This window comes from Streptomyces sp. NPDC029169 (genome assembly GCF_055563935.1).
On the sequence record NZ_JBVHXA010000017.1, the window covers coordinates 169,399 to 188,830 of the forward strand.

A 19,432-nucleotide genomic window follows, 5' to 3' on the forward strand; every position below is an offset into this window, starting at 1 on the left:
CTGGTTGAGATTCTCTCAACCAGCACTTTTCGTTTCCCGGCACCTCGGACCCACGGTCACTTCCGCGCAAGCACCACCCTGCACCGCGGGCTCCCGTCCGCCCGCACCCCCAGGGACTCGACCGGCAGCGTCCCCACGGTGAACCCGGCCCGCTCCAGGTCGGCACGCACGTCCGCCAGGCGGAACGTCCGGTAGTACATGACGAACCGAGGCCGCCACAGCGCGTTCCGCACCCGCATCACCGCGTCGAAGCCCAGCAGCGTCCAGTACGGCAGCGAGCCCACGCGGGGCGGGGCCGGCAGCGGGAAGGCGAAGAGGCCGCCGGGCCGGAGGGAGGCGTGGGCCTGACGGAACAGCCTCAGCCGCTCCTCCGGGAGGAAGTGACCGAAGGCGCCGAAGCTGACCGCCAGATCGAAGGCGGGGGTGAAGGGCAGAGCGAGGACGTCCGCGCGGACCAGCGTCGCCGCGGGGTCGGCCCGGCGGGCCTCCGCCAGCATGCCCGCGCTGAAGTCGACGCCCGTGACCCGGCCCGTGCACAACGACCGGAGGACGGAGAGGCCGGCGCCCGTGCCGCAGCAGAGGTCGAGGCCCGCGTCGAAGGGGCCCAGCGGGCGCAGGGTGTCCGTCACCGCGGACAGAAGGCGGTCCGGGGTCCGAAAGGGGGTCTCGTCGAACTTCTTCGCCAGCAGGTCGTAGCCGTGCTCCACCGAGGAGAGGGCCTGGACGGCCAGCTCACGGACGGTCGGGCCCTGAGCGGTGAACATGCTGCGACACTACGCCGTCACTGTGCGTGAGTCATGACCGTCCAGGCCGGCGCGATGCCCGTCAGCTGGCAGGTCAGCAGGTAGAGCGGGATCGGCGGCGTGTACGGCGAGGTGCCGTCGGGTTGGTGGATCAGGCGGGGACGGCGGTCCGGGATCTCCGCGCCGGGGGCGTAGCAAGCCGGCATGGGCCAGTTCAGGTCCATGTCGGAGCCGGCCGGGACAAGCCACCACCACCAGTCCGTGTCCGCGTAGACACAGCCCTTGGAGGGGAGCCGGGAGAGGATCCGGAAGCCGTAGCGTGCGGGGACCCCCACGGCGTCGCAGCCCAGCGCGGTCGGGAGGTCCGGGGGGACGATCAGGTGCGTGGAGCCGGCGGTCGTGGTCCTGCGCGCCCTGGGTGACAGCAGCGTCGCCATCGACCTCAGCACGTGTACCCCATGCCGTGGGCCAGTTCGGCCCAGACGACCCGTGCCGTGCCGTGTCCCGTGCTGTCCGCTCCCCACGCACTGGCCAGCGCCTCCACCAGGAGCAGCCCGCGCCCGCGCTCCTCCTCGCCGCAGTCCCGGATCCGCGGGTCGGCCGCGCCGCCCTCGTCCCGTACCGCTATGCGCAACTGCTCTTCGCCCTCGCGCAGTTCGCAGACGACATGGCCGCTCGCGGTGTGCACGACCGCGTTGGTGACCAGTTCGGAGACGATCAGCGTCACCGTGTCGCGTATGTCAGGGGCGCAGCCCCAGAGGATGAGCCGCTCCTCCGCCAGTCTGCGGGCGCGCGAGACCGAGTCGGTGCGGGCGGGGAGTTCGAAGGTGAACCGGCGGACGTCGTGGCGGAGAGCATCGGTGCGCGGGCGCTGGTGCATGACGCGGGGGCTCATGAGACCTGAGGGGAGCGCGTTACCAGAAGCCACGACCGGTTCCTCACAACAGTGGGTAAGCAGTGCCGTACGTCGCCCCCGTGGCGGCGACCGGCAGGAGCGCGTACTGGTTCACCGGAATACTTTGCTCCCGACGCGGACACTTGGCAAGGGGCACTCTGAAAATTGCAGAGTGCTGTGTTCTCTCTGGCCGTGTTCGTGGCACACTCGAGGAAACAGCGCGTCGGGGAGGTCTGAGAGTGAGCGAGCCGCGGTCCGCCCCCACGGTGGGACAGGTCGTTCTCGGCAAGCGTCTGCACGATCTGCGCGAGCGGGCCGGCCTGAAGCGGGAGGAGGCCGCCAAGGTCCTCCGCGTCGCCCCGGCCACGATCCGCCGCATGGAGACCGCGGAAGTCGCGCTGAAGATCCCGTACGTCCAGCTCCTGCTCAAGGCGTACGGCATCTCGGACTCCGAGGCCGAGGCGTTCGTCGCCCTCGCCGAGGAGGCCAACCTTCCCGGCTGGTGGCAGCGGTTCCACGACGTGCTGCCCGGCTGGTTCTCCATGTACGTCAGCCTGGAGGGGGCCGCGAGCCTCATCCGGGAGTACGAGCCCCAGTTCGTCCCCGGTCTGCTGCAGACCGAGGGGTACGCCCGCGCCATTCTGCGCAGCGGGGCGGTCGGTGCGAGCAGTGCCGAGGAGATCGAACGTCATGTAGCCCTGCGGATGGCGCGTCAGTCCCTGCTGACCAGGGAGAACGCCCCGAAGTTCTGGGTGATCATGGACGAGACGGTCTTCCGCCGACCGGTCGGCGACGGGCCCGAAGTGATGCGCGACCAGCTCGACCGGCTGCTCGAAGCGTCCGAGCTGCCGAACGTCACCCTGCAGATCGCGGAGTTCGCGTCCGGCCACCACCCCGGCACCTATGGACCGTTCGTCCTCTTCCGCTTCGCCGTGCCCGAACTCCCGGACATGGTCTACAGCGAATACCTCACCGGCGCCGTGTACCTCGACGCGCGCCCCGAGGTGGCCTCTCATCTCGAGGTCATGGACCGCATGGCGGCCCAGGCCGCGACTGCACAACGCACGAAGGAGATCCTCCGGGATCTCCGCAAGGAGCTGTGAATGGATCGCATATACAACGGCATGCCCGCCGCGGATCTCGGTGCCGAAGGCTGGCACAAGCCGTGGAGCGGCGGGAACGGGGGCAACTGCGTGGAGGCCATGAAGCTGGCCGACGGCAGAGTCGCCGTGCGACAGTCCGCAGACCCTGAAGGACCGGCGCTCATCTACACCCACGGCGAGATCGCCGCGTTCATCCAGGGAGCGAAATCCGGTCAGGCCGACTTTCTGCTCACCTGACCCTTCCGTCACACCCCTACCGTCGCGTAACTCTTGCTGCAGTGCCAGTAGTTCCACTCCCGGACCAGGAGCCCCGATGACCCAGGACCCCGCCGCCGTACGGATCGACACCAGCAAGCCGCACCCCGCGCGGATGTACGACTGGTTCCTGGGCGGCAAGGACAACTACCCCGTCGACGAGGAGATGGCCCGGCAGCTCCTCACCGTCGACGCCCGCGGCCGGGACATGGCCCGGGTCAACCGGGCCTTCATGCACCGGGCGATCCGCTGGCTCAGCGCCAACGGCGTACGCCAGTACCTGGACATCGGCACGGGCATCCCGACCGAGCCCAACCTGCACCAGATCGCTCAGGAGGCCGCGCCCGAGTCCCGGATCGTCTACTGCGACAACGACCCGATCGTGCTCGCGCACGCGGCCGCCCTGCTGCGCTCGACGCCCGAAGGGGCCACCGAGTACATCCAGGCGGACGCCCGTGAGCCCGAGATCATCCTCGAAAGAGCAGGGAAGGTGCTTGATTTCGGCCGGCCGATCGCCCTGTCGATGCTGGCCCTGCTGCACTTCGTCGGCGACGAGGACGGGGCGGGCGAGCTGGTCGCCAAACTCGTCGACAAGCTCGCGCCGGGCAGCTACCTCGTCCTCTCGCACGTCACCGGCGACTTCGACCCCGAGGGCGCCGCGAAGGCCGTCGGCATGTACAAGGCCCGCGGGCTGACCCTGCGGCCGCGCTCGCGTGACGAGCTGGCCGCGTTCTTCGACGGCCTGGAGCTCGTCGAGCCCGGTGTCTCGCTCACCGCCGAGTGGCACCCGGAGCTGGGCGAGGTCGTCCCGGTCCAGGGCGACGACCCGATCCCGGGCTGGGCCGCGGTCGGCCGCAAGGTCTGAGGGACCGCTGAGCGTCGACGAGGCCCGCGGACCCTCAGGTCCGCGGGCCTCTCCGCTACTGCCCCGGCTGAACCAGCGTCACCAGGAAGGACTTCGCCGCGCCCACGTTGCCCGCCGCGTCGATCGTGCGGTACTCGACCGTGTGCGTGCCGTAGTCCGGCGTCGCGTCGTCCCACGGGACGGCCCGGCTCCGGCCGAGCTTTCCGTAGACGAGATCGTCGATGACCGTGCCGCTCGGCGAGAAGCGGAACGGTGCCTCGGCGTCGGTCGGCCAGCCGTAGTACGTGTACCAGCCGTCGCCGTCCACCCGGAACTGCCGTACCACGGAACCCGGTTGATCGTCGCGTGCCGTCAGCCCCATCGTGAACGGGCCGTCGTAGACGTACTCGACGGGCCTGCCCGGCCGGCTCACCGTGCGCAGCGGCTCGGAGAGTTCGTACGAGGCCGTCGCCGGACGAGCGTCGACCGTCCACCTCAACTCGGCCCCGGTGCCCGGGATCCGGGCGGTGAGCGTATGGGTGCCGGGCGACAGGCGCAGCGAACGCAGGTCCAGATCACGGTCGTTGCCCGGGTTGTCGACCAGCCGTCCGTCGAGCCACCACCGGACGGGAAGCGTACGGTGCGTCGGATGGGTGGTGTCCGCGTGGACCACCGAGCGCGCGCCGACCGGTGACGCCGTCGGGGTGTGGCCCGTGAACGCCGCCGCGACCTCGTCCTCCGGCGTCGTCAGGGCCCGGTTCACGGTCCAGCTCACCGTACGGGTCAGTGCCGCCGCACTCCGTACCGCCGGGTCGCGCACGAACGGCGTCGGGTCGCTGACCGTCGCCGTGAGGGTGTGGGCGCCGGGGGAGAGGGACAGCGACCGCAGGTCGAGCGTCCGGGCGTTGCGCGTGTCGAGCGTCCGGCCGTCCAGCCGCCACACCACGTCGAGTTCACCGCCCAGCGGATGCAGCGTGTCGACCCACACCGTCCGGTCGGCCCCGATCGGCGCCGCGTCGGGCGTGTGTCCCTGCACGAGGTTCACCTTCGCCGAGATCGCCCGGACCATCACCTCGCGCCCGACCTGGTCGAAGGCGTAGCCGAGCGTCTTCATGATCGAGTGCCTGCTCGGCCGCCACACGCCCTTGGTGCTGTAGAGGCCGCCCTCGTGCCGGCCGATGACACCGCCCGCCTCGCTCGGCTCGCCCAGCCAGCGCCACCACTTCGCGCGCTGCTCCCGCATCTGCTCCTCGGTCAGCAGGGTGTGGTGTGCCGACCTCGGCTCCGTCCCCTCGTACGTGCCGCCGGCGACACCGCGCGCGTAGTAGTCGTACTCGTCCTGGAGCCCGCCCAGCGAGTGACCTATCTCGTGCGGGGTGATGAGCGAGGAGAGCGCGTTGCCTCCGGACGCGGTGGCGTAACTGCCGCCCGCGCCCCCGTAGGTGTCGCTGTTCGCCAGGGCCACGATCTGGCGGTTGTCGGCGCTCGTGCCCGGGACGAGGTCGGCGAGCGCGGCGGCCTTCGCGCTGTCGACGGTCAGCAGCCGCTGCACGCTGTTCGGGTTGCAGCCGCCCCAGAAGCCCATGTTCAGCGGAGTGTCGCGCCGGGGCGCGTCGAGCCCCGGATCGCAGTCGACCCCCGACTCCGGCGAAGGGACCTCCACCGCCCAGACGTTGACGTACGAGCGGTACGAGGCGAACGGCTCGATGCTCCACAGCACGCTCAGGTGCTTGTCGACGTCCGCGCGGAACGCGGCCGTCTCCCCGGCGGTGTAACCGTCGCCCATGACCACCAGGTTGAAGCGCTTGTCGGCGGGACCGGTGAGCTGGACGGGGACGACGGCCGCCGCCGCGAGGGAGGTGTCGGTGGGCGCCGGGGACTCGGCGATCGCCGACTCCCCGGCGCCCACCAGTCCTGCTGACAGCAGACAGGCCGTCGTGAGACGGACCATCGCCCTTCGAAGGCGTATGCCAGGTGAGGTCATGGGGCGCGAGCGTATGCCGCGCCCCCGGTCGCGTAAAGATGTTCGCCGGACAGTCGTTTCAGCTTCGCAGATAGGCCAGTTCGGCGTGCTCGGCCGTGTATCCGTCGACGAGCCGGCGCGCCACCGACACCGAGTCGACCAGCGGATGCAGCGCGAACGCCTTCACCGCCGTCGTCCGCGATCGGCTCTCCGCCGCCGCGAGCACCTCGCGCTCGACCGCCTTGACCGCCGTGACCAGGCCGACCGCGTGGTACGGCAGCGGGGCCACGGACACCGGATGGGCGCCGGCCGCGTCCACGAAGCAGGGCACCTCGATCACCGCGTCCGCGTCGAGCACCGAAAGGGTCGTGCCGTTACGGACGTTGAGGATGAGCGTGGCCCGCTCGTTGCGCGCGATCGCCCGCATCAGCGCCAGGGCCACCTTCTCGTACCCGCCCGACTCCAGGTCCTCCTCGTCGCGCTCGCCGATCCCGGCCGCCTCGCGGTTCGCGGCCATGTAGGTCGCCTCCCGGTCGGCGAGCGTACGGTGCCAGGTGGCCAGGGGAGGCGTGTCCGGCTTGCCCATCTCCCCGTAGAAAGCGGCCTGTTGGTCGCTGAGGTAGGCGCCACGCGTCCGCTCGGCCTGCTGATAGGCGCGGACCGCCTCGCGGTTGAAGTAGTAGTAGTGCAGGTACTCGTTGGGGATCGCGCCCAGCGAGCGCAGCCACTCGGGTCCGAAGAGCCGCCCCTCCTCGAAGGAGCCCAGCGCCTCCTCGTCGGCGAGCAGCCGCGGCAGCTCGTCCCGGCCGCCGACCCGCAGTCCCCGCAGCCAGCCCAGGTGGTTGAGGCCGACGTAGTCGATCCACGCCTCGTCCGGGTTCGCGCCCAGGACCCGGGCGACCCGGCGGCCGAGCCCGACGGGGGAGTCGCAGATGCCGACGACCCGGTCGCCGAGCACCCGCGACATCGCCTCGGTCACCAGACCGGCCGGGTTGGTGAAGTTGATGACCCAGGCGTCCGGGGCGAGTTCGGCGATCCGCCGGGCGATGTGCACCGCGACCGGTACCGTCCGCAGCCCGTACGCGATCCCGCCCGCGCCGACCGTCTCCTGGCCCAGGACCCCTTCGGCGAGGGCGATCCGCTCGTCGGCCGCCCGGCCCTCGAGACCGCCGACCCGGATCGCCGAGAAGACGAAGTCCGCTCCGCGCAGCGCCTCGTCCAGATCCGTCGTCGCCGTCACCTCCGGCGCGTCCGGCACCCCCGCGCCCTGCTCGGCGAGGACCCGGGCGATCGCCGAGAGCCGTCCGCCGTCGAGGTCGTGCAGCGTCACCCGGGTGACCCGCCCCTCTGCGTGATCGTCGAGCAGGGCGCCGTACACCAGCGGCACCCGGAATCCGCCGCCTCCGAGAATCGTCAGTTTCATGGTCGTACGCTACTCGGATGCACGTACTGAGCAGCCGGATCCTGCTCCGGCCGGCCGATCCCGAGCGCTCGCGCACCTTCTACGGCGAGACGCTCGGGCTCACGGTGTACCGCGAGTTCGGCACCGGGCCCGACCGGGGCACCGTCTACTTCCTGGGCGGCGGCTTCCTGGAGATCTCCGGCCGCGCCACTCCGGACGAGCCCCCGCCACGGCTGAAGCTCTGGCTCCAGGTCGCCGACGTACGCGCGGTGTACGGCGATCTCCTCGACAAGGCCGTGGAGATCCTGCGGGAGCCGGTGACGGAGCCCTGGGGGCTGGTCGAGATGTGGATCGCGGACCCCGACGGCGTAGAGATCGCCGTCGTCGAGGTCCCCGAGGACCATCCCCTCCGCTACCGGCCCTGAATCGGGCGTCCTCACCCCACATCGAGCGCGTTGCGCAGGCCGAGCCGGTAGCGGAGCCGGTCGTGGCGCTTGAGCGCCTCCAGCTCGGGCGCGCGGAACAGCGGCTTGACCGTGCAGCGCGCGGCCGTCGAAGCCGTACGGTCGAGCAGCGCGTTGACGGCCTGCCGGGCGGAGGCGTTGGCGCCCTCCATGGTGGCCAGGTCGATGTCGACGGCCACGTAGTCGCCGGCCAGATAGAAGTTCGGGACGTTCGTCGCTGCTTGCGGGCGGTTGTGGAAGGTGCCGACCGGGTGGATGAGGAGCTGGTCGTCGTTGGTCGGGTTCGGCGTGCCCAGGCCGTCCACGCCCGGGTCCAGGAACCAGGAGTGCAGGGCGCCGTCCTTCAGCACCGTACGGCCCGTGTCGTTGAACGCGGCCTTCAGCTGCGCCCACACCTCGCGCGCGACCTCCGTACGGGTGCACTGCTTGGCGGTCTTGCCGTAGAGGATGCCCGGCCGGTCCCACTCCGAGATGTCCACGGAGAGACAGTCGACGGCCGACCCGTCGCCGTAGTCGGCGGGGAAGTCGCGCGTCGGCCAGTGGTGTGCCTGCTGGATGCAGGTCAGGGACCAGGGGGAGTCGATCAGGTTGGCGTGCCCCTTGAGGAGAGGGGCCTGCTCCGTCAGATAGAACTGAATGCCCGTCATCCAGTCCGTCTCCAGCTTGTCGCACCGGGCCAGCTGCGGATCGGCCGCCCGGAGCGCGGCGCCCCAGGTCCGCCGGGCGTGCTCCACCGGCATGGCGGAAATGTAGTGGTCGGCGGTCACCGAGCGGCGCACGCCGTCCGGGTCCTCGATCACGGCGGCGGAGATCCGCCCGCCCGCGGAGTCGTACGCCATCTCCCGCACCGTCCAGCCGATCCGGAACTCCACGCCCATGCCGGTCAGATGGGCGACCCAGGGGTCGATCCACGCCTCGTTGGTGGGCAGGTCGAGGATCCGGTCGAGCGGTCCGTCGGCGCCGCGTCCCATCGCGTTGAAGGCGAAGGCCTCCAGGATGCTCGCGACCGTGCGGGTGCTGGCCTCCTCGGCCTTGGTGGCGACGATGTTGCGGGTGACTCCGACGGCCAGGATCCGCTGGTAGTCGTAGCTCATCCGGGCCGCCCGCACGAAGTCCCACCAGGGCGTACGCTCCCAGACCTCGTCGCGGCGCTCGTCGCAGCTGGTGAGGAAGACGAGGACGCGGTTGACGAAGTACGCCGTCTCGTGGACCGGGATGGAGACGGCGGTCTCCAGGAAGGCGGTCAGAGCGCGGCGGATCTCGTCGAGGGTGAGCTCGGCGGGCTTGTGACCTGGCCAGGGGAGCGGCATGCGCAGGTCCTCGCGCCCGGTGCGGGCGAAGGACATCTCGGCCGGGGCGACGAGGTTGTCCCAGACGCCGTTGGCGTTCCCGGGGAAGGGGATGCGCCGCATCGTGTCGGGGAGGTTGTGGTAGATCCCGGGGATGAACCGGAAGCCGTGCTCGGCGGGGAGCGGCCGCCGGCCGCCGCGCGCGCTGTCGGGCACGTCCATCGAGCGGGCCTTGCCGCCGAGCGCCCGGCGCTCGTAGACGGTCACGCGGAAGCCGCGTTCGGCCAGTTCGTGGGCGGCGGTCAGGCCGGCGACGCCGCCGCCGAGGACGGCGACGGAGGGAAAGGTCGCCGTGGTCGTTCCGGCCGCGAGAGCCGGAGCCGGAGCGGCTCCGACGGCCGCTATGCCGGCGGCCGCAGCAGCCGTGGTCACGAAGGTGCGTCGCGAGGTACCCGTACGGTTCATGCCCCAGCCCCTTTGCCTTACCGGCGGTAACGGTCACGTCCGGCGCAGGAGCATAAGGGTGTCCACCCGCTCCCGGAAGCATCGTGCGGGCCACGCCGCACACATGGCGTGATCCCGCCCCTCCGGTACACGAGACAATGGCGCCATGTCCCGACGCGTCACCCGCAAGAACCCCACTCGTCCCGCCGTCACCGCGAGCTCACCCTGCCCCTGCGGCCTCCCCGCGCCCTACGGCGAGTGCTGCGGACGCTTCCACGCCGGGCCGGCCACCGCCCCCACCGCCGAACTGCTCATGCGCTCCCGCTACAGCGCCTTCGTCGTGCGCGACGCCGCTTACCTGCTGCGCACCTGGGCGCCGGAGACCCGCCCCGGCGAGGTCGACTTCGATCCGTCGATGCGCTGGTCCGGTCTGGAGATCCGCGACACCACCGACGGCACGGCCTTCCACCAGTCCGGGACCGTCACCTTCGTCGCCCGCTACACCCACGGCGGCGAGGCCGGCTCGCTCCACGAGCGCAGCCGCTTCCGCCGCCACGAGGGGGCCTGGGTGTACGTGGACGGCGACTTCATCGAGTAGCGGGAGCAGCGCTCACCGGGCGGCGGCGCCGACCGTCTCGCGCGGGGCCCTCGGCATGCCCTGCGCGAGATCCTCCGCGACGAGCTTCTTCGCGATCGCGTCGGTCGCCGCCCGCAGCTCGGGCCCGCTCGGCCGGCCGCGCTCCTGCTCGATCCGGGCGCGGAGCCAGTCCCCCCAGGCGTGGGTGATGACCTCGGCCTCCCGCTTTCCGGCCGGGGTGTGCGAGAGCAGATTGCCGTCCCGCGTCAGGAACCCCTCGTCGACCATGCGGTCGAAGACCGGCAGCAGAACCTCCGGCGGCACCCGCCGCCCGGCCGAGATCAGGCCGAGGCTCGCATGCCCGACCATCCGGGTGAAGAGCTCCACCTGCATCACCGCCCAGGCGCCGGCCGTGTCGAGCCGGGTGTCGGAGTCGGCGACGATCCGGCGTGCCGTGTCCGGATCCATCGTGCGCAGGATCCTTCCGACGGAGAGTTCGAGCAGCTTGACCGAGTCGCGCGTCATGGTGGGGGAGCCGAAGCCCTCGCCCATGTCGGGTGCCAGGGCGCGGGCCGTGTCCCGGAGCGGTACCTCCTTCAGGAACAGCGCCACGACGAAGCCGATCGCCGCGACCGGCACCGTCCAGAGGAAGACCGTGTGCAGGGTGTCCGCGTACGCCTGGACGATCGGCGCCGCGACGTCGTCCGGCAGCCCGTGGACGCCGGACGGGCTCGTCGCGGCCTGGGCGAGGGCGGACGCATCCGGGGCCCCAGGAACGGCGGCCGCCTCGCCGATCCCCTGGGCCAGATTGGGCTGCAGGGAGTTGGCGTAGATGGTGCCGAAGACCGCCGTGCCGAAGGAGCTGCCGAGCGTACGGAAGAAGGTGACGCCCGAGGTGGCGGTGCCGAGGTCCTCGTAGTCGACCGTGTTCTGCACCGCGATGGTCAGCACCTGCATGCACAGACCGATGCCGACGCCGAGTACGAACATGTACAGCGACTCCAGCCAGGTGCTGCTGTCCGTATCCATCAGGGACAGCAGGAAGAGGCCGAGCCCCATCACCAGACAGCCCACGATGGGGAAGATCCGGTAGCGGCCCTTCTTGCTGACCACGTTGCCGCTGTAGATCGAGGCGATGAGGAGACCGATGACCATCGGCAGCGTCCGGATGCCGGAGATGGTGGCCGAGTCCCCGTCGACGTACTGGAGATAGGACGGCAGGAAGGTCATCGACCCGAGCATCGCGAAGCCGACCACGAAGCTCAGGACGGAGCAGACAGTGAAGACCGGATTGGCGAACAGCCGCATGGGCAGCATCGGTTCGGCCGCGCGGGTCTCCACCAGGCAGAACAGTGCGAGTGCGATCAGACCGCCGGCGAAGAGTCCGATGATGACGCCGGAGCCCCAGGCGTACTCGTTGCCGCCCCAACTGGTCGCCAGGATCAGGGCGCTGGAGCCGACCGCGACCAGCGCGATGCCCGCGTAGTCGATGACCGGCCTGCTCGCGGACCGTACGGAGGGGATGGTGCGGGCGGCGGCGATGATGACGAGGATCGCGATCGGGACGTTGACGTAGAACGCCCAGCGCCAGCTCAGATGGTCGGTGAAAAGCCCGCCGAGCAGCGGGCCGATGACGGTGGCGACGCCGAAGACGGCGCCGATCGCGCCCTGGTACTTGCCGCGTTCGCGCAGCGGGACCACATCGGCGATGAGCGCCATGGACGTGACCATCAGCCCGCCGGCGCCGATGCCCTGCAGTCCGCGCCAGACGATCAGCAGGGTCATGTTGGTGGCGAGGCCGCAGAGGAACGAGCCGGTGATGAAGACGATCGCGGAGATCTGGAAGATCACCTTGCGGCCGAAGAGGTCACCGAACTTGCCGACCAGGACGGTGGCGACCGTCTCCGCCAGCAGATACGCGGTGACCACCCAGGACATGTGGGCGGCGCCCCCGAGGTCCGAGACGATGGTCGGCAGGGCCGTACCGACGATCGTCTGGTCCAGCGCGGCGAGCAGGACGCCCAGCATGATCGTGCCGAAGACGATGTTGCGGCGGCGGCTGTCGAGCACGGGCGGCTCGGCGGCTGGGCGCGCGGGTGCGGCTTCGCTGGTGGTGGTCACCCTCGCAGCCTCACACCGGGTACGCCCGCCCGCATGCGGGGGACGTCCGAACCGGTGCGGCGCCGGGTCCGCGCCCCGAACGGGCCAACGCGTACGGACCGGATACGCGTATCGGCGCCTACGGACCGGCTAGTTCGGGCGTACGGGAAGCAGCGGGTGGTGCTTGGCCAGGATCTTGTTCGCCCGGGCCAGCACCGAGAGCGCGTGCTCACGGTCCGCCCGGTCCTCCGCGCAGAGCGGCCCCCGGAACCGGAGCACCTCACGCGCCGCACAGTCGGCGTCGACCTCCGCCTGCAGGACGTGCAGCGGCAGACAGGAGCCGATCATGGCGGCCACACGGTCGGGGATCGGGACGGGTACGAGGGGCGAGGGCGAGGTGATCACGGGTCAGTCCTTGTGGGTACGGATGCGGAGTCGGGGTCTCCCTCTCCATACGTACAGGATGGGCTTCCTGGTTCGTCGACGGGGAGGTCTCCGTGGAGCAACGGCCCGGCGCCCGTTCGGTGGGGTGTACGGACGCTCAGGACCCGCCCCCGGCCGGCGCCGCGCCACGCCTCGCGGTGTTCCCGCAGGTGCGCGCCGCGCGGGCCGATCTTCGCCTCGGACCGGCCCCTCGAATCGCTCGACTGTTCACCGAACGCGGGCTCGGTGGCGCGTGCCCGAGTGTGAAGCATCTCACTCCCGGCGGCAGGGGCCGGAGGGTGTGAATCCCATGCGGGGTGATCGTGTGCGGATGGTTGAACTCTGGTTACGGGTGGGTAAGTTGACGTCTACGTCAGCACCTCGGACAGGTCGTACGAGACCGGCTCCTCCAGCTGCTCGTACCCGCACGACTCCGGCGTCCGGTCCGGCCGCCACCGCTTGAACTGGGCTGTGTGCCGGAACCGGTCGCCCTCCATGTGGTCGTACCCCACCTCACAGACCCGCTCCGGCCGCAGCGCCACCCAGGACAGGTCCTTCTTGCCCGACCAGCGGCTCGGCGCGCCCGGCAGCCGGGCCCCCGCGTGCGCGGCCTCCTCCGCCCAGGCCGCCCACGGGTGCCCGTCGGGCGGGTCCATCCGCAGCGGCTCCAGCTCGGCGACCAGCTCCTCGCGGCGCCTGGCCGTGAAGGCCGCGCAGACGCCGACGTGCTGGAGGGTGCCGGCGTCGTCGTACAGGCCGAGCAGCAGCGAACCGACCACGGGCCCGCTCTTGTGGAAGCGGTAGCCGGCCACGACCACATCCGCCGTGCGCTCGTGCTTGATCTTGTACATGAGCCGGGCGTCCGGCCGGTACGGAAGATCCAGCGGCTTGGCGATCACCCCGTCCAGACCGGCCCCCTCGTACTGCTCGAACCAGCGCGCCGCGACCTCCGGGTCCGTCGTCGCGGGCGCCAGATGGACCGGGGCGTCGACTCCGCGCAGGGCCTCCTCCAGGGCGGCCCGCCGGTCGGTGAGCGGGGTGTCGAGGAGGGAGTCGTCGCCGAGGGCGAGCAGGTCGAAGGCGATGAACCGGGCCGGGGTCTTCTCGGCGAGCATGCGCACCCGGGAGTCGGCGGGGTGGATGCGCTCGGTGAGCCGGTCGAAGTCGAGCCGTCCGCCGTGCTCGATGACGATCTCGCCGTCGACCACGCACCGCTGCGGGAGCCGGGCGAGCAGTGCCTCGACGAGCTCGGGGAAGTAGCGGGTCAGCGGCTTGCCCGTGCGGCTGCCGATGACCAGGTCCGGGCCGTCGCGGTGCACGATGGCACGGAAGCCGTCCCATTTCGCCTCGTACTGCATGCCCGGCGGAATGTTCTTCACGGACTTGGCCAGCATCGGCTTCACGGGCGGCATCACCGGCAGATCCATGGACTGATTGTCCGGTATGCGGGTAATGTCTGCGAGCCCTACGCTGGCACGCATGGCGAGCAAGGCGGCAGCGGTGGAACTGGTGGTCGGAGAGCGGACCGTACGCGTCTCCAATCCGGACAAGGTGTACTTCCCCGAAACCGGCTACACCAAGTTCGACATGGTCAGCTACTACCTGGCCGTCGGCGACGGCATCACCCGCGCGCTGCGGAACCGGCCGACCACCCTGGAGCGCTACCCCGACGGGGTCACCGGCGAGTCCTTCTTCCAGAAGCGCGCCCCCAAGTACCTCCCGGACTGGATCCCGACCGCGCACATCACCTTCCCCAGCGGGCGGTCCGCCGACGAGATGTGCCCCACCGAGCCCGCCGCCGTCCTGTGGGCGGCCAACCTCGGTGCGGTCACCTTCCATCCGTGGCCGGTACGGCGCGACGACACCGACCACCCCGACGAGCTGCGCATCGACCTCGACCCCCAGCCCGGCACGGACTACACCGACGCCGTACGCGCCGCCCACGAACTGCGCGCCGTCCTGGACGAGCACGGACTGCGCGGCTGGCCCAAGACCTCGGGCGGGCGCGGCATGCACGTCTTCGTACCGATCCAGCCTCTGTGGACCTTCACCCAGGTCCGCCGCGCGGCCATCGCCTGCGGCCGTGAGCTGGAGCGCCGGATGCCGGAGCGCGTGACGATCAAGTGGTGGAAGGAGGAGCGCGGCCAGAAGATCTTCGTCGACTACAACCAGACCGCCCGCGACCGCACGATCGCCTCCGCCTACTCCGTACGACCCCGCCCGCACGCCCCGGTCTCCGCCCCGCTGAGCTGGGAGGAGATCGACGACGCGGAGCCGCGGGACTTCGACATCAAGACCATGCAGGCCCGGTACGCGGAGAAGGGCGACGTCCACGCCGGCATGGACGAGCACCGGTTCAGCCTGGAGAGCCTGCTGGAACTGGCCCGCCGCGACGAGGCGGAACACGGGCTCGGTGACCTGCCGTACCCGCCGGAGTACCCGAAGATGCCGGGCGAACCGAAGCGGGTCCAGCCGAGCCGGGCGAAGAAGAGCGAGTGACCCGGCAGGGGGCGTCTCGGGGCCGTGGAAAACCCGGTCCCGCGCCGCGCGGGAAGGCCCCCTGACGGCCCTCGGCGGGCCCGTCGGCACGCGCGCACCGGTGATCATGAGTGGGCCGACCGGCCCCCGCGCCCCCTCCCCGGCGACGGCCGTACACGCCCGTCCGCGCCGCTCGTGAAACCCCCTCTGAGCTGGGCTTTCAGGGCGATCACCCCTACCGTTCTCTCCATCGGGAAAGGGGTGCCGGATGGACCGGAACATACGTGCCGTCGACGATGTGCTGAAGCTCCTCGACGGGCTCTTCGCGCCGGAGGCCGACCGCTGGACGGCCGACGCGGCCGGCTGGTGGAACGGCTTCTACGGCGACCGCTCCAAGGGGGTGCCGTTCTTCGTCGACAAGCCGGACGAGAGCCTCGTCTCGTACCTCGACCGCGGGTGGGTGGCACCGGGCAGGGTCCTCGATCTGGGCTGCGGCCCGGGGCGCAACGCCCTGCATCTGGCGTCCCTCGGCTTCGAGGTGGACGCCGTGGACCTCTCCGACGAGGCGATCGCCTGGGCCGAACAGCGGGCCCGGGAAGCCGGCGCGGAGGTGCGGTTCCACCGCGGGGACGCCTTCGCGCTCGCCGGCAGCGCGCTCGCGGGACCGTACGACCTGATCGTCGACTCGGGGTGCTTCCACCATCTGCCGCCGCACCGTCGCATCAGCTACCTCGCGCTGCTCGACCGGCTGCTCGCGCCGGGCGGCCATCTCGCCCTGACGTGCTTCGCGTCCGGCGCGATGGGCTCGGAGCTGCCCGACGCCGACTTCTACCGCGAGCCGGGGCTGCACGGCGGGCTCGCCTACACGCCGGAGTCCCTGCGCTGGATCTTCTCCGACCTGACGGAGATCGAACTGCGCCGCATGCGGGACGAGCCGGCCGATTCCCCGCACTTCGGCGAGGCGTTCCTCTGGACGGCGCTGTTCCGCCGGCCCGGCGAGCATGACTGACGGCGTGGGGATGCCCGGCGCGCCGCATTGATCGAACGTTGATGGACCGTTTACGGCCGACCGGCAGATTGGCGGCCATGCAGACCGACACCACCGTGATGACCGCCCCGGCCGCCCCCGACATGTCCTGGCAGGAGAACGCCCTGTGCGCCCAGGCCGGGCCCGAGTTCTTCTTCCCGGCCCCCGGCTCCTCGACGCGCGAGGCGAAGCAGCTCTGCGGGGCGTGCGAGGGGCGGGTCGCCTGCCTCCAGTACGCGCTGGAGCACGACGAGCGCTTCGGGGTGTGGGGCGGGCTCTCGGAGAAGGAGCGGGGGCGGCTGAAGCGCGCGGAGGGCGCGGGCCGCCGCCTCCGCCCGTAAGGCGCGCGCAGGGCGGCCGGCGGCAGCGGGCGGGTCAGCCGGCCGCGGGAGCGGGCCGGGCCGGCCCGCCGGGAAACAGGCGGTCAGCCGGCCTTGCGGGCCGCCATGCGCGCCTTGCGGGCCGCCAGCTTCTCGTCGAACTTCGACGCCTCGCTGTCCAGGCCGTCCATGTAGAGCCCCAGCTCCTCCTGGGCCTTCAGACCCTCCGGGCCGAGCCCGTCGATCTGGAGCACCTTGAGGAAGCGCAGGACCGGCTGCAGGACGTCGTCGTGGTGGATGCGCATGTTGTAGATCTCGCCGATCGCCATCTGCGCCGCCGCCCGCTCGAACCCCGGCATGCCGTGTCCCGGCATCCGGAAGTTGACGACCACGTCGCGCACGGCCTGCATCGTCAGGTCGGGAGCGATCTCGAAGGCCGCGCCCAGCAGGTTGCGGTAGAAGACCATGTGCAGGTTCTCGTCGGTGGCGATGCGGGCCAGCATCCGGTCGCAGACCGGGTCGCCCGACTGGTGCCCGGTGTTCCGGTGCGAGATGCGGGTGGCCAGCTCCTGGAAGGCGACGTACGCGACCGAGTGCAGCATCGAGTGCCGGTTGTCGGACTCGAAGCCCTCGCTCATGTGCGCCATCCGGAACTGCTCCAGCTTGTCCGGGTCCACGGCGCGCGAGGCCAGCAGGTAGTCGCGCATCACGATGCCGTGGCGGCCCTCCTCGGCGGTCCAGCGGTGCACCCAGGTGCCCCAGGCGCCGTCGCGGCCGAAGAGGCTGGCGATCTCGTGGTGGTAGCTGGGCAGGTTGTCCTCGGTCAGCAGGTTGACCACGAGGGCGATCTTGCCGATCTCGGTGACCTTGGACTGCGACGGGTCCCAGGCCTCGCCGTCCTCGAAGAAGCCCGGGAAGTTGCGGGCGTCGGACCACGGGACGTACTCGTGCGGCATCCAGTCCTTGGTGACCTTCAGGTGCCGGTTCAGCTCCTTCTCCACCACCTCTTCCAGCGCGTAGAGCAGCCGCGCGTCGGTCCACCCTGTCGAGCTGCCGAGGTGGGGAGAGGTGAGCGTCACGGGGACTCCTGGGGACGGAGAAGGGCATACGGAACTACCTACGGATTCGTAGGTTACGAGACCGTAGGTTAAGGCCCCGTAAGGCCTCGGCCAAGCCCGTCTCGGCGATGTCCGGTTACGTTCCGTTATGTACGCAGCTGGTGGACGTGTACGGAGAGGCAGGTCACCGGCCCCTTGGCAGCCGAGGTGGCGCGATCATGACTACTCAGAGCAGATGGTCGGCCTCACCCTCCTCCGCGGTCGTCGGCCGCAGCTCGCCGTCGAGCAGCAGCCAGCGGGTGATCCCCAGCGACTCCAGGAACGGCACGTCGTGGCTGGCCACGATCAGCGCCCCCTCGTACGCCTCGAGGGCGGCCGTCAGCTTCCGTACCGACGCCATGTCCAGATTGTTCGTCGGCTCGTCCAGCATCAGCAGCTGCGGTGCCGGTTCGGCGAGTAGCAGCGCCGCGAGTGTCGCCCGGAAGCGTTCCCCGCCCGACAGCGTCCCGGCCGGCTGATCCGCCCGGCCGCCCCGGAACAGGAACCGCGCGAGCCGCGCCCTGATGGCGTTCGCCGTCGCCTCGGGAGCGAACCGGACGACGTTCTCCACCACGCTCAGGTCGTCGTCGAGCACGTCGAGTCGCTGCGGCAGAAAGCGCAGCGGCACATGGGTCACGACCCAGCCGGAGACGGGGTCCAGCTCCCCGGCGATCGTCCGCAGCAGCGTCGTCTTGCCGGCCCCGTTCCGGCCGACGAGCGCGATCCGCTCCGGCCCGCGCAGCTCGAACTCGCCGCCCACCCGGGCGCCGTACCGCAGCTCAAGGTCGCGCAGCGTCAGCACCTGGCGGCCCGGATGGACCGTGGTGCGCGGCAGCTCGATCCGGACCTCGTCGTCGTCCCGTACCGCCTCCACCGCCGCGTCGAGCCGCTCCCGCGCCTCGGCCAGTCGCTCGGTGTGCAGGGCGCGGTGCTTGCCCGCCGACACCTGCGCCTCGCTCTTGCGGCTGTTGGCGACGATCTTCGGCACCACCTTGTTCTGGGCGCTCTTCTGCGCGTACCGCCTGCGCCGCGCCAACTTCAGGTGCGCGTGGGAGAGTTCCCGCTTCTGCCGCTGTACGTCGGCCTCGGCGACCCGCACCATCCGCTCCGCCGCCTCCTGTTCGGCGGCGAGTGTCTCCTCGTACGCCGAGTAGGCGCCGCCGTACCAGGTGACGTCGCCGTCGTGGAGATCGGCGATCTGGTCGACCCGCTCCAGGAGTTGGCGGTCGTGGCTGACCACGACCAGGACGCCGGACCAGGCGTCCACCGCCTCGTAGAGCCGGTTGCGCGCGTACAGATCGAGATTGTTCGTCGGCTCGTCGAGCAGCAGGATGTCCGGCCGGGCGAGCAGCAGCGCCGCGAGCCGCAGCAGGACCGACTCGCCGCCGGACACCTCGCCGATGGTCCGGTCGAGACCGATGTGGCCGAGCCCCAGCTGGTCGAGTGTGGCGCGGGCCCGCTCCTCCACGTCCCAGTCGTCGCCGACCGCCGCGAAGTGCTCCTCGGCGGGATCGCCCGCCTCGATGGCGTGCAGCGCGGCCCGGGTCGCCGCGATCCCGAGGGCCTCGTCGACCCGCAGCGCGGTGTCGAGGACCAGGTTCTGCGGGAGGTAGCCGACGTGGCCGACCGTACGGACCGTGCCGTCGGTGGGTGTCAACTCACCGGCGATGAGCTTGAGGAGCGTCGACTTTCCGGAGCCGTTCAGACCGATAAGGCCGGTCCGGCCGGGGCCGACCGCGAGCCGGAAGTCGTCCAGGACCTTGGTGCCGTCCGGCCAGGAGAAGGACAGGGACGAGCAGGTGATGAACGTGGGATGGGTCGCCATGGAGGCCTCCCTGTTGCGAGAGCGTGGGCTGGGGCAACGGGTGAGACACCGGGGCGCGGGCAGGCTGACATGCTCGTACGCCGAGGGCGAAGACGGCACACGCGGCGCTGCACGGGGCAGCAGGAGGCACGCGCGGCACGGTGTCTCGCATCCTCAGACGTACAACGGCCTTCTCCGATCGGG

General features: G+C 70.9%; 19 protein-coding genes. 8 read left to right on the forward strand and 11 right to left on the reverse strand.

Annotation, left to right across the window (positions count from 1 at the left end; genetic code table 11):
- Positions 1 to 56: 56 nt before the first annotated feature.
- From ACZ4VI_RS27875 to ACZ4VI_RS27885, 3 genes are read right to left on the reverse strand one after another with little or no spacing between them, the layout of a single operon-like run.
- Positions 57 to 764 (reverse strand): class I SAM-dependent methyltransferase, encoded by a 708-nt coding sequence (locus ACZ4VI_RS27875; RefSeq protein ID WP_468003549.1) that lies wholly within the window; start codon positions 762 to 764, stop codon positions 57 to 59.
- 17 nt (positions 765 to 781) lie between these two features.
- Entirely contained in the window at positions 782 to 1,180 is a 399-nt protein-coding gene (locus tag ACZ4VI_RS27880; protein WP_468003630.1) for a hypothetical protein, read from the reverse strand.
- Positions 1,181 to 1,185: 5 nt separating this feature from the next.
- Entirely contained in the window at positions 1,186 to 1,623 is a 438-nt protein-coding gene (locus ACZ4VI_RS27885) for an ATP-binding protein (protein WP_468003632.1), read from the reverse strand.
- 254 nt (positions 1,624 to 1,877) lie between these two features.
- Between ACZ4VI_RS27885 and ACZ4VI_RS27890 the strand changes: the two genes are divergently transcribed.
- The 3 genes from ACZ4VI_RS27890 (at position 1,878) to ACZ4VI_RS27900 (ending at position 3,861) form a co-directional block, all read left to right on the forward strand.
- Positions 1,878 to 2,741 carry a helix-turn-helix domain-containing protein gene (locus tag ACZ4VI_RS27890; protein WP_468003551.1) on the forward strand — a complete coding sequence of 288 codons (864 nt, stop codon included), beginning with the start codon at positions 1,878 to 1,880 and terminating at the stop codon, positions 2,739 to 2,741.
- Complete coding sequence (locus ACZ4VI_RS27895) at positions 2,742 to 2,978, forward strand: DUF397 domain-containing protein (RefSeq protein ID WP_137992288.1); 237 nt, start codon at positions 2,742 to 2,744, stop codon at positions 2,976 to 2,978.
- A 76-nt stretch (positions 2,979 to 3,054) separates the two neighbouring features.
- Positions 3,055 to 3,861 (forward strand): SAM-dependent methyltransferase, encoded by an 807-nt coding sequence (locus ACZ4VI_RS27900; protein WP_468003553.1) that lies wholly within the window; start codon positions 3,055 to 3,057, stop codon positions 3,859 to 3,861.
- Between the two features lie 55 nt (positions 3,862 to 3,916).
- Here the strand turns inward: ACZ4VI_RS27900 and ACZ4VI_RS27905 are convergent, their stop codons facing one another.
- Together ACZ4VI_RS27905 and ACZ4VI_RS27910 are read right to left on the reverse strand one after the other, a co-directional pair.
- Entirely contained in the window at positions 3,917 to 5,824 is a 1,908-nt protein-coding gene (locus ACZ4VI_RS27905; RefSeq protein WP_468003555.1) for a M64 family metallopeptidase, read from the reverse strand.
- A gap of 58 nt (positions 5,825 to 5,882) precedes the next feature.
- Positions 5,883 to 7,226 carry a 6-phospho-beta-glucosidase gene (locus tag ACZ4VI_RS27910; protein ID WP_468003557.1) on the reverse strand — a complete coding sequence of 448 codons (1,344 nt, stop codon included), beginning with the start codon at positions 7,224 to 7,226 and terminating at the stop codon, positions 5,883 to 5,885.
- A 17-nt stretch (positions 7,227 to 7,243) separates the two neighbouring features.
- Here ACZ4VI_RS27910 and ACZ4VI_RS27915 point away from each other — a divergent pair, with 17 nt between their 5' ends.
- Positions 7,244 to 7,630, forward strand: coding sequence for a VOC family protein (locus tag ACZ4VI_RS27915; RefSeq protein ID WP_468003559.1), 387 nt, complete (start codon positions 7,244 to 7,246; stop codon positions 7,628 to 7,630).
- An 11-nt stretch (positions 7,631 to 7,641) separates the two neighbouring features.
- On the opposite strand, the gene ACZ4VI_RS27920 is transcribed toward ACZ4VI_RS27915, so the two are convergent.
- Positions 7,642 to 9,423 (reverse strand): hydroxysqualene dehydroxylase, encoded by a 1,782-nt coding sequence (locus ACZ4VI_RS27920; RefSeq protein ID WP_468003560.1) that lies wholly within the window; start codon positions 9,421 to 9,423, stop codon positions 7,642 to 7,644.
- 145 nt (positions 9,424 to 9,568) lie between these two features.
- Between ACZ4VI_RS27920 and ACZ4VI_RS27925 the strand changes: the two genes are divergently transcribed.
- Positions 9,569 to 10,000: a YchJ family protein gene (locus tag ACZ4VI_RS27925; protein ID WP_468003562.1), complete on the forward strand. Its 432-nt coding sequence runs from the start codon at positions 9,569 to 9,571 to the stop codon at positions 9,998 to 10,000.
- A gap of 12 nt (positions 10,001 to 10,012) precedes the next feature.
- On the opposite strand, the gene ACZ4VI_RS27930 is transcribed toward ACZ4VI_RS27925, so the two are convergent.
- The 3 genes from ACZ4VI_RS27930 to ACZ4VI_RS27940 all read right to left on the reverse strand — a co-directional run bounded on the left by ACZ4VI_RS27930 (position 10,013) and on the right by ACZ4VI_RS27940 (position 13,929).
- A complete protein-coding gene (locus ACZ4VI_RS27930; RefSeq protein ID WP_468003563.1) occupies positions 10,013 to 12,100 on the reverse strand; it encodes an MDR family MFS transporter in 2,088 nt (695 codons plus the stop codon).
- Positions 12,101 to 12,229: 129 nt separating this feature from the next.
- The gene (locus ACZ4VI_RS27935) at positions 12,230 to 12,427 is read right to left on the reverse strand and encodes a hypothetical protein (protein WP_468003634.1); all 198 of its coding nucleotides are present in this window, start codon (positions 12,425 to 12,427) and stop codon (positions 12,230 to 12,232) included.
- Between the two features lie 443 nt (positions 12,428 to 12,870).
- Positions 12,871 to 13,929 (reverse strand): ATP-dependent DNA ligase, encoded by a 1,059-nt coding sequence (locus ACZ4VI_RS27940; protein WP_468003565.1) that lies wholly within the window; start codon positions 13,927 to 13,929, stop codon positions 12,871 to 12,873.
- 52 nt (positions 13,930 to 13,981) lie between these two features.
- Between ACZ4VI_RS27940 and ligD the strand changes: the two genes are divergently transcribed.
- The 3 genes from ligD (at position 13,982) to ACZ4VI_RS27955 (ending at position 16,348) form a co-directional block, all read left to right on the forward strand.
- Positions 13,982 to 15,001, forward strand: coding sequence for a non-homologous end-joining DNA ligase (ligD, locus tag ACZ4VI_RS27945; protein ID WP_468003567.1), 1,020 nt, complete (start codon positions 13,982 to 13,984; stop codon positions 14,999 to 15,001).
- Between the two features lie 247 nt (positions 15,002 to 15,248).
- On the forward strand, positions 15,249 to 15,989 hold the full coding sequence (locus tag ACZ4VI_RS27950) for an SAM-dependent methyltransferase (protein WP_468003569.1): 741 nt from the start codon (positions 15,249 to 15,251) through the stop codon (positions 15,987 to 15,989).
- A 77-nt stretch (positions 15,990 to 16,066) separates the two neighbouring features.
- Complete coding sequence (locus ACZ4VI_RS27955) at positions 16,067 to 16,348, forward strand: WhiB family transcriptional regulator (RefSeq protein ID WP_468003570.1); 282 nt, start codon at positions 16,067 to 16,069, stop codon at positions 16,346 to 16,348.
- An 83-nt stretch (positions 16,349 to 16,431) separates the two neighbouring features.
- Here the strand turns inward: ACZ4VI_RS27955 and ACZ4VI_RS27960 are convergent, their stop codons facing one another.
- Both ACZ4VI_RS27960 and ACZ4VI_RS27965 read right to left on the reverse strand, forming a co-directional pair.
- Positions 16,432 to 17,406: an acyl-ACP desaturase gene (locus tag ACZ4VI_RS27960; RefSeq protein ID WP_468003572.1), complete on the reverse strand. Its 975-nt coding sequence runs from the start codon at positions 17,404 to 17,406 to the stop codon at positions 16,432 to 16,434.
- 205 nt (positions 17,407 to 17,611) lie between these two features.
- Entirely contained in the window at positions 17,612 to 19,249 is a 1,638-nt protein-coding gene (locus ACZ4VI_RS27965; protein ID WP_468003573.1) for an ABC-F family ATP-binding cassette domain-containing protein, read from the reverse strand.
- Between the last annotated feature and the right edge of the window lie 183 nt (positions 19,250 to 19,432).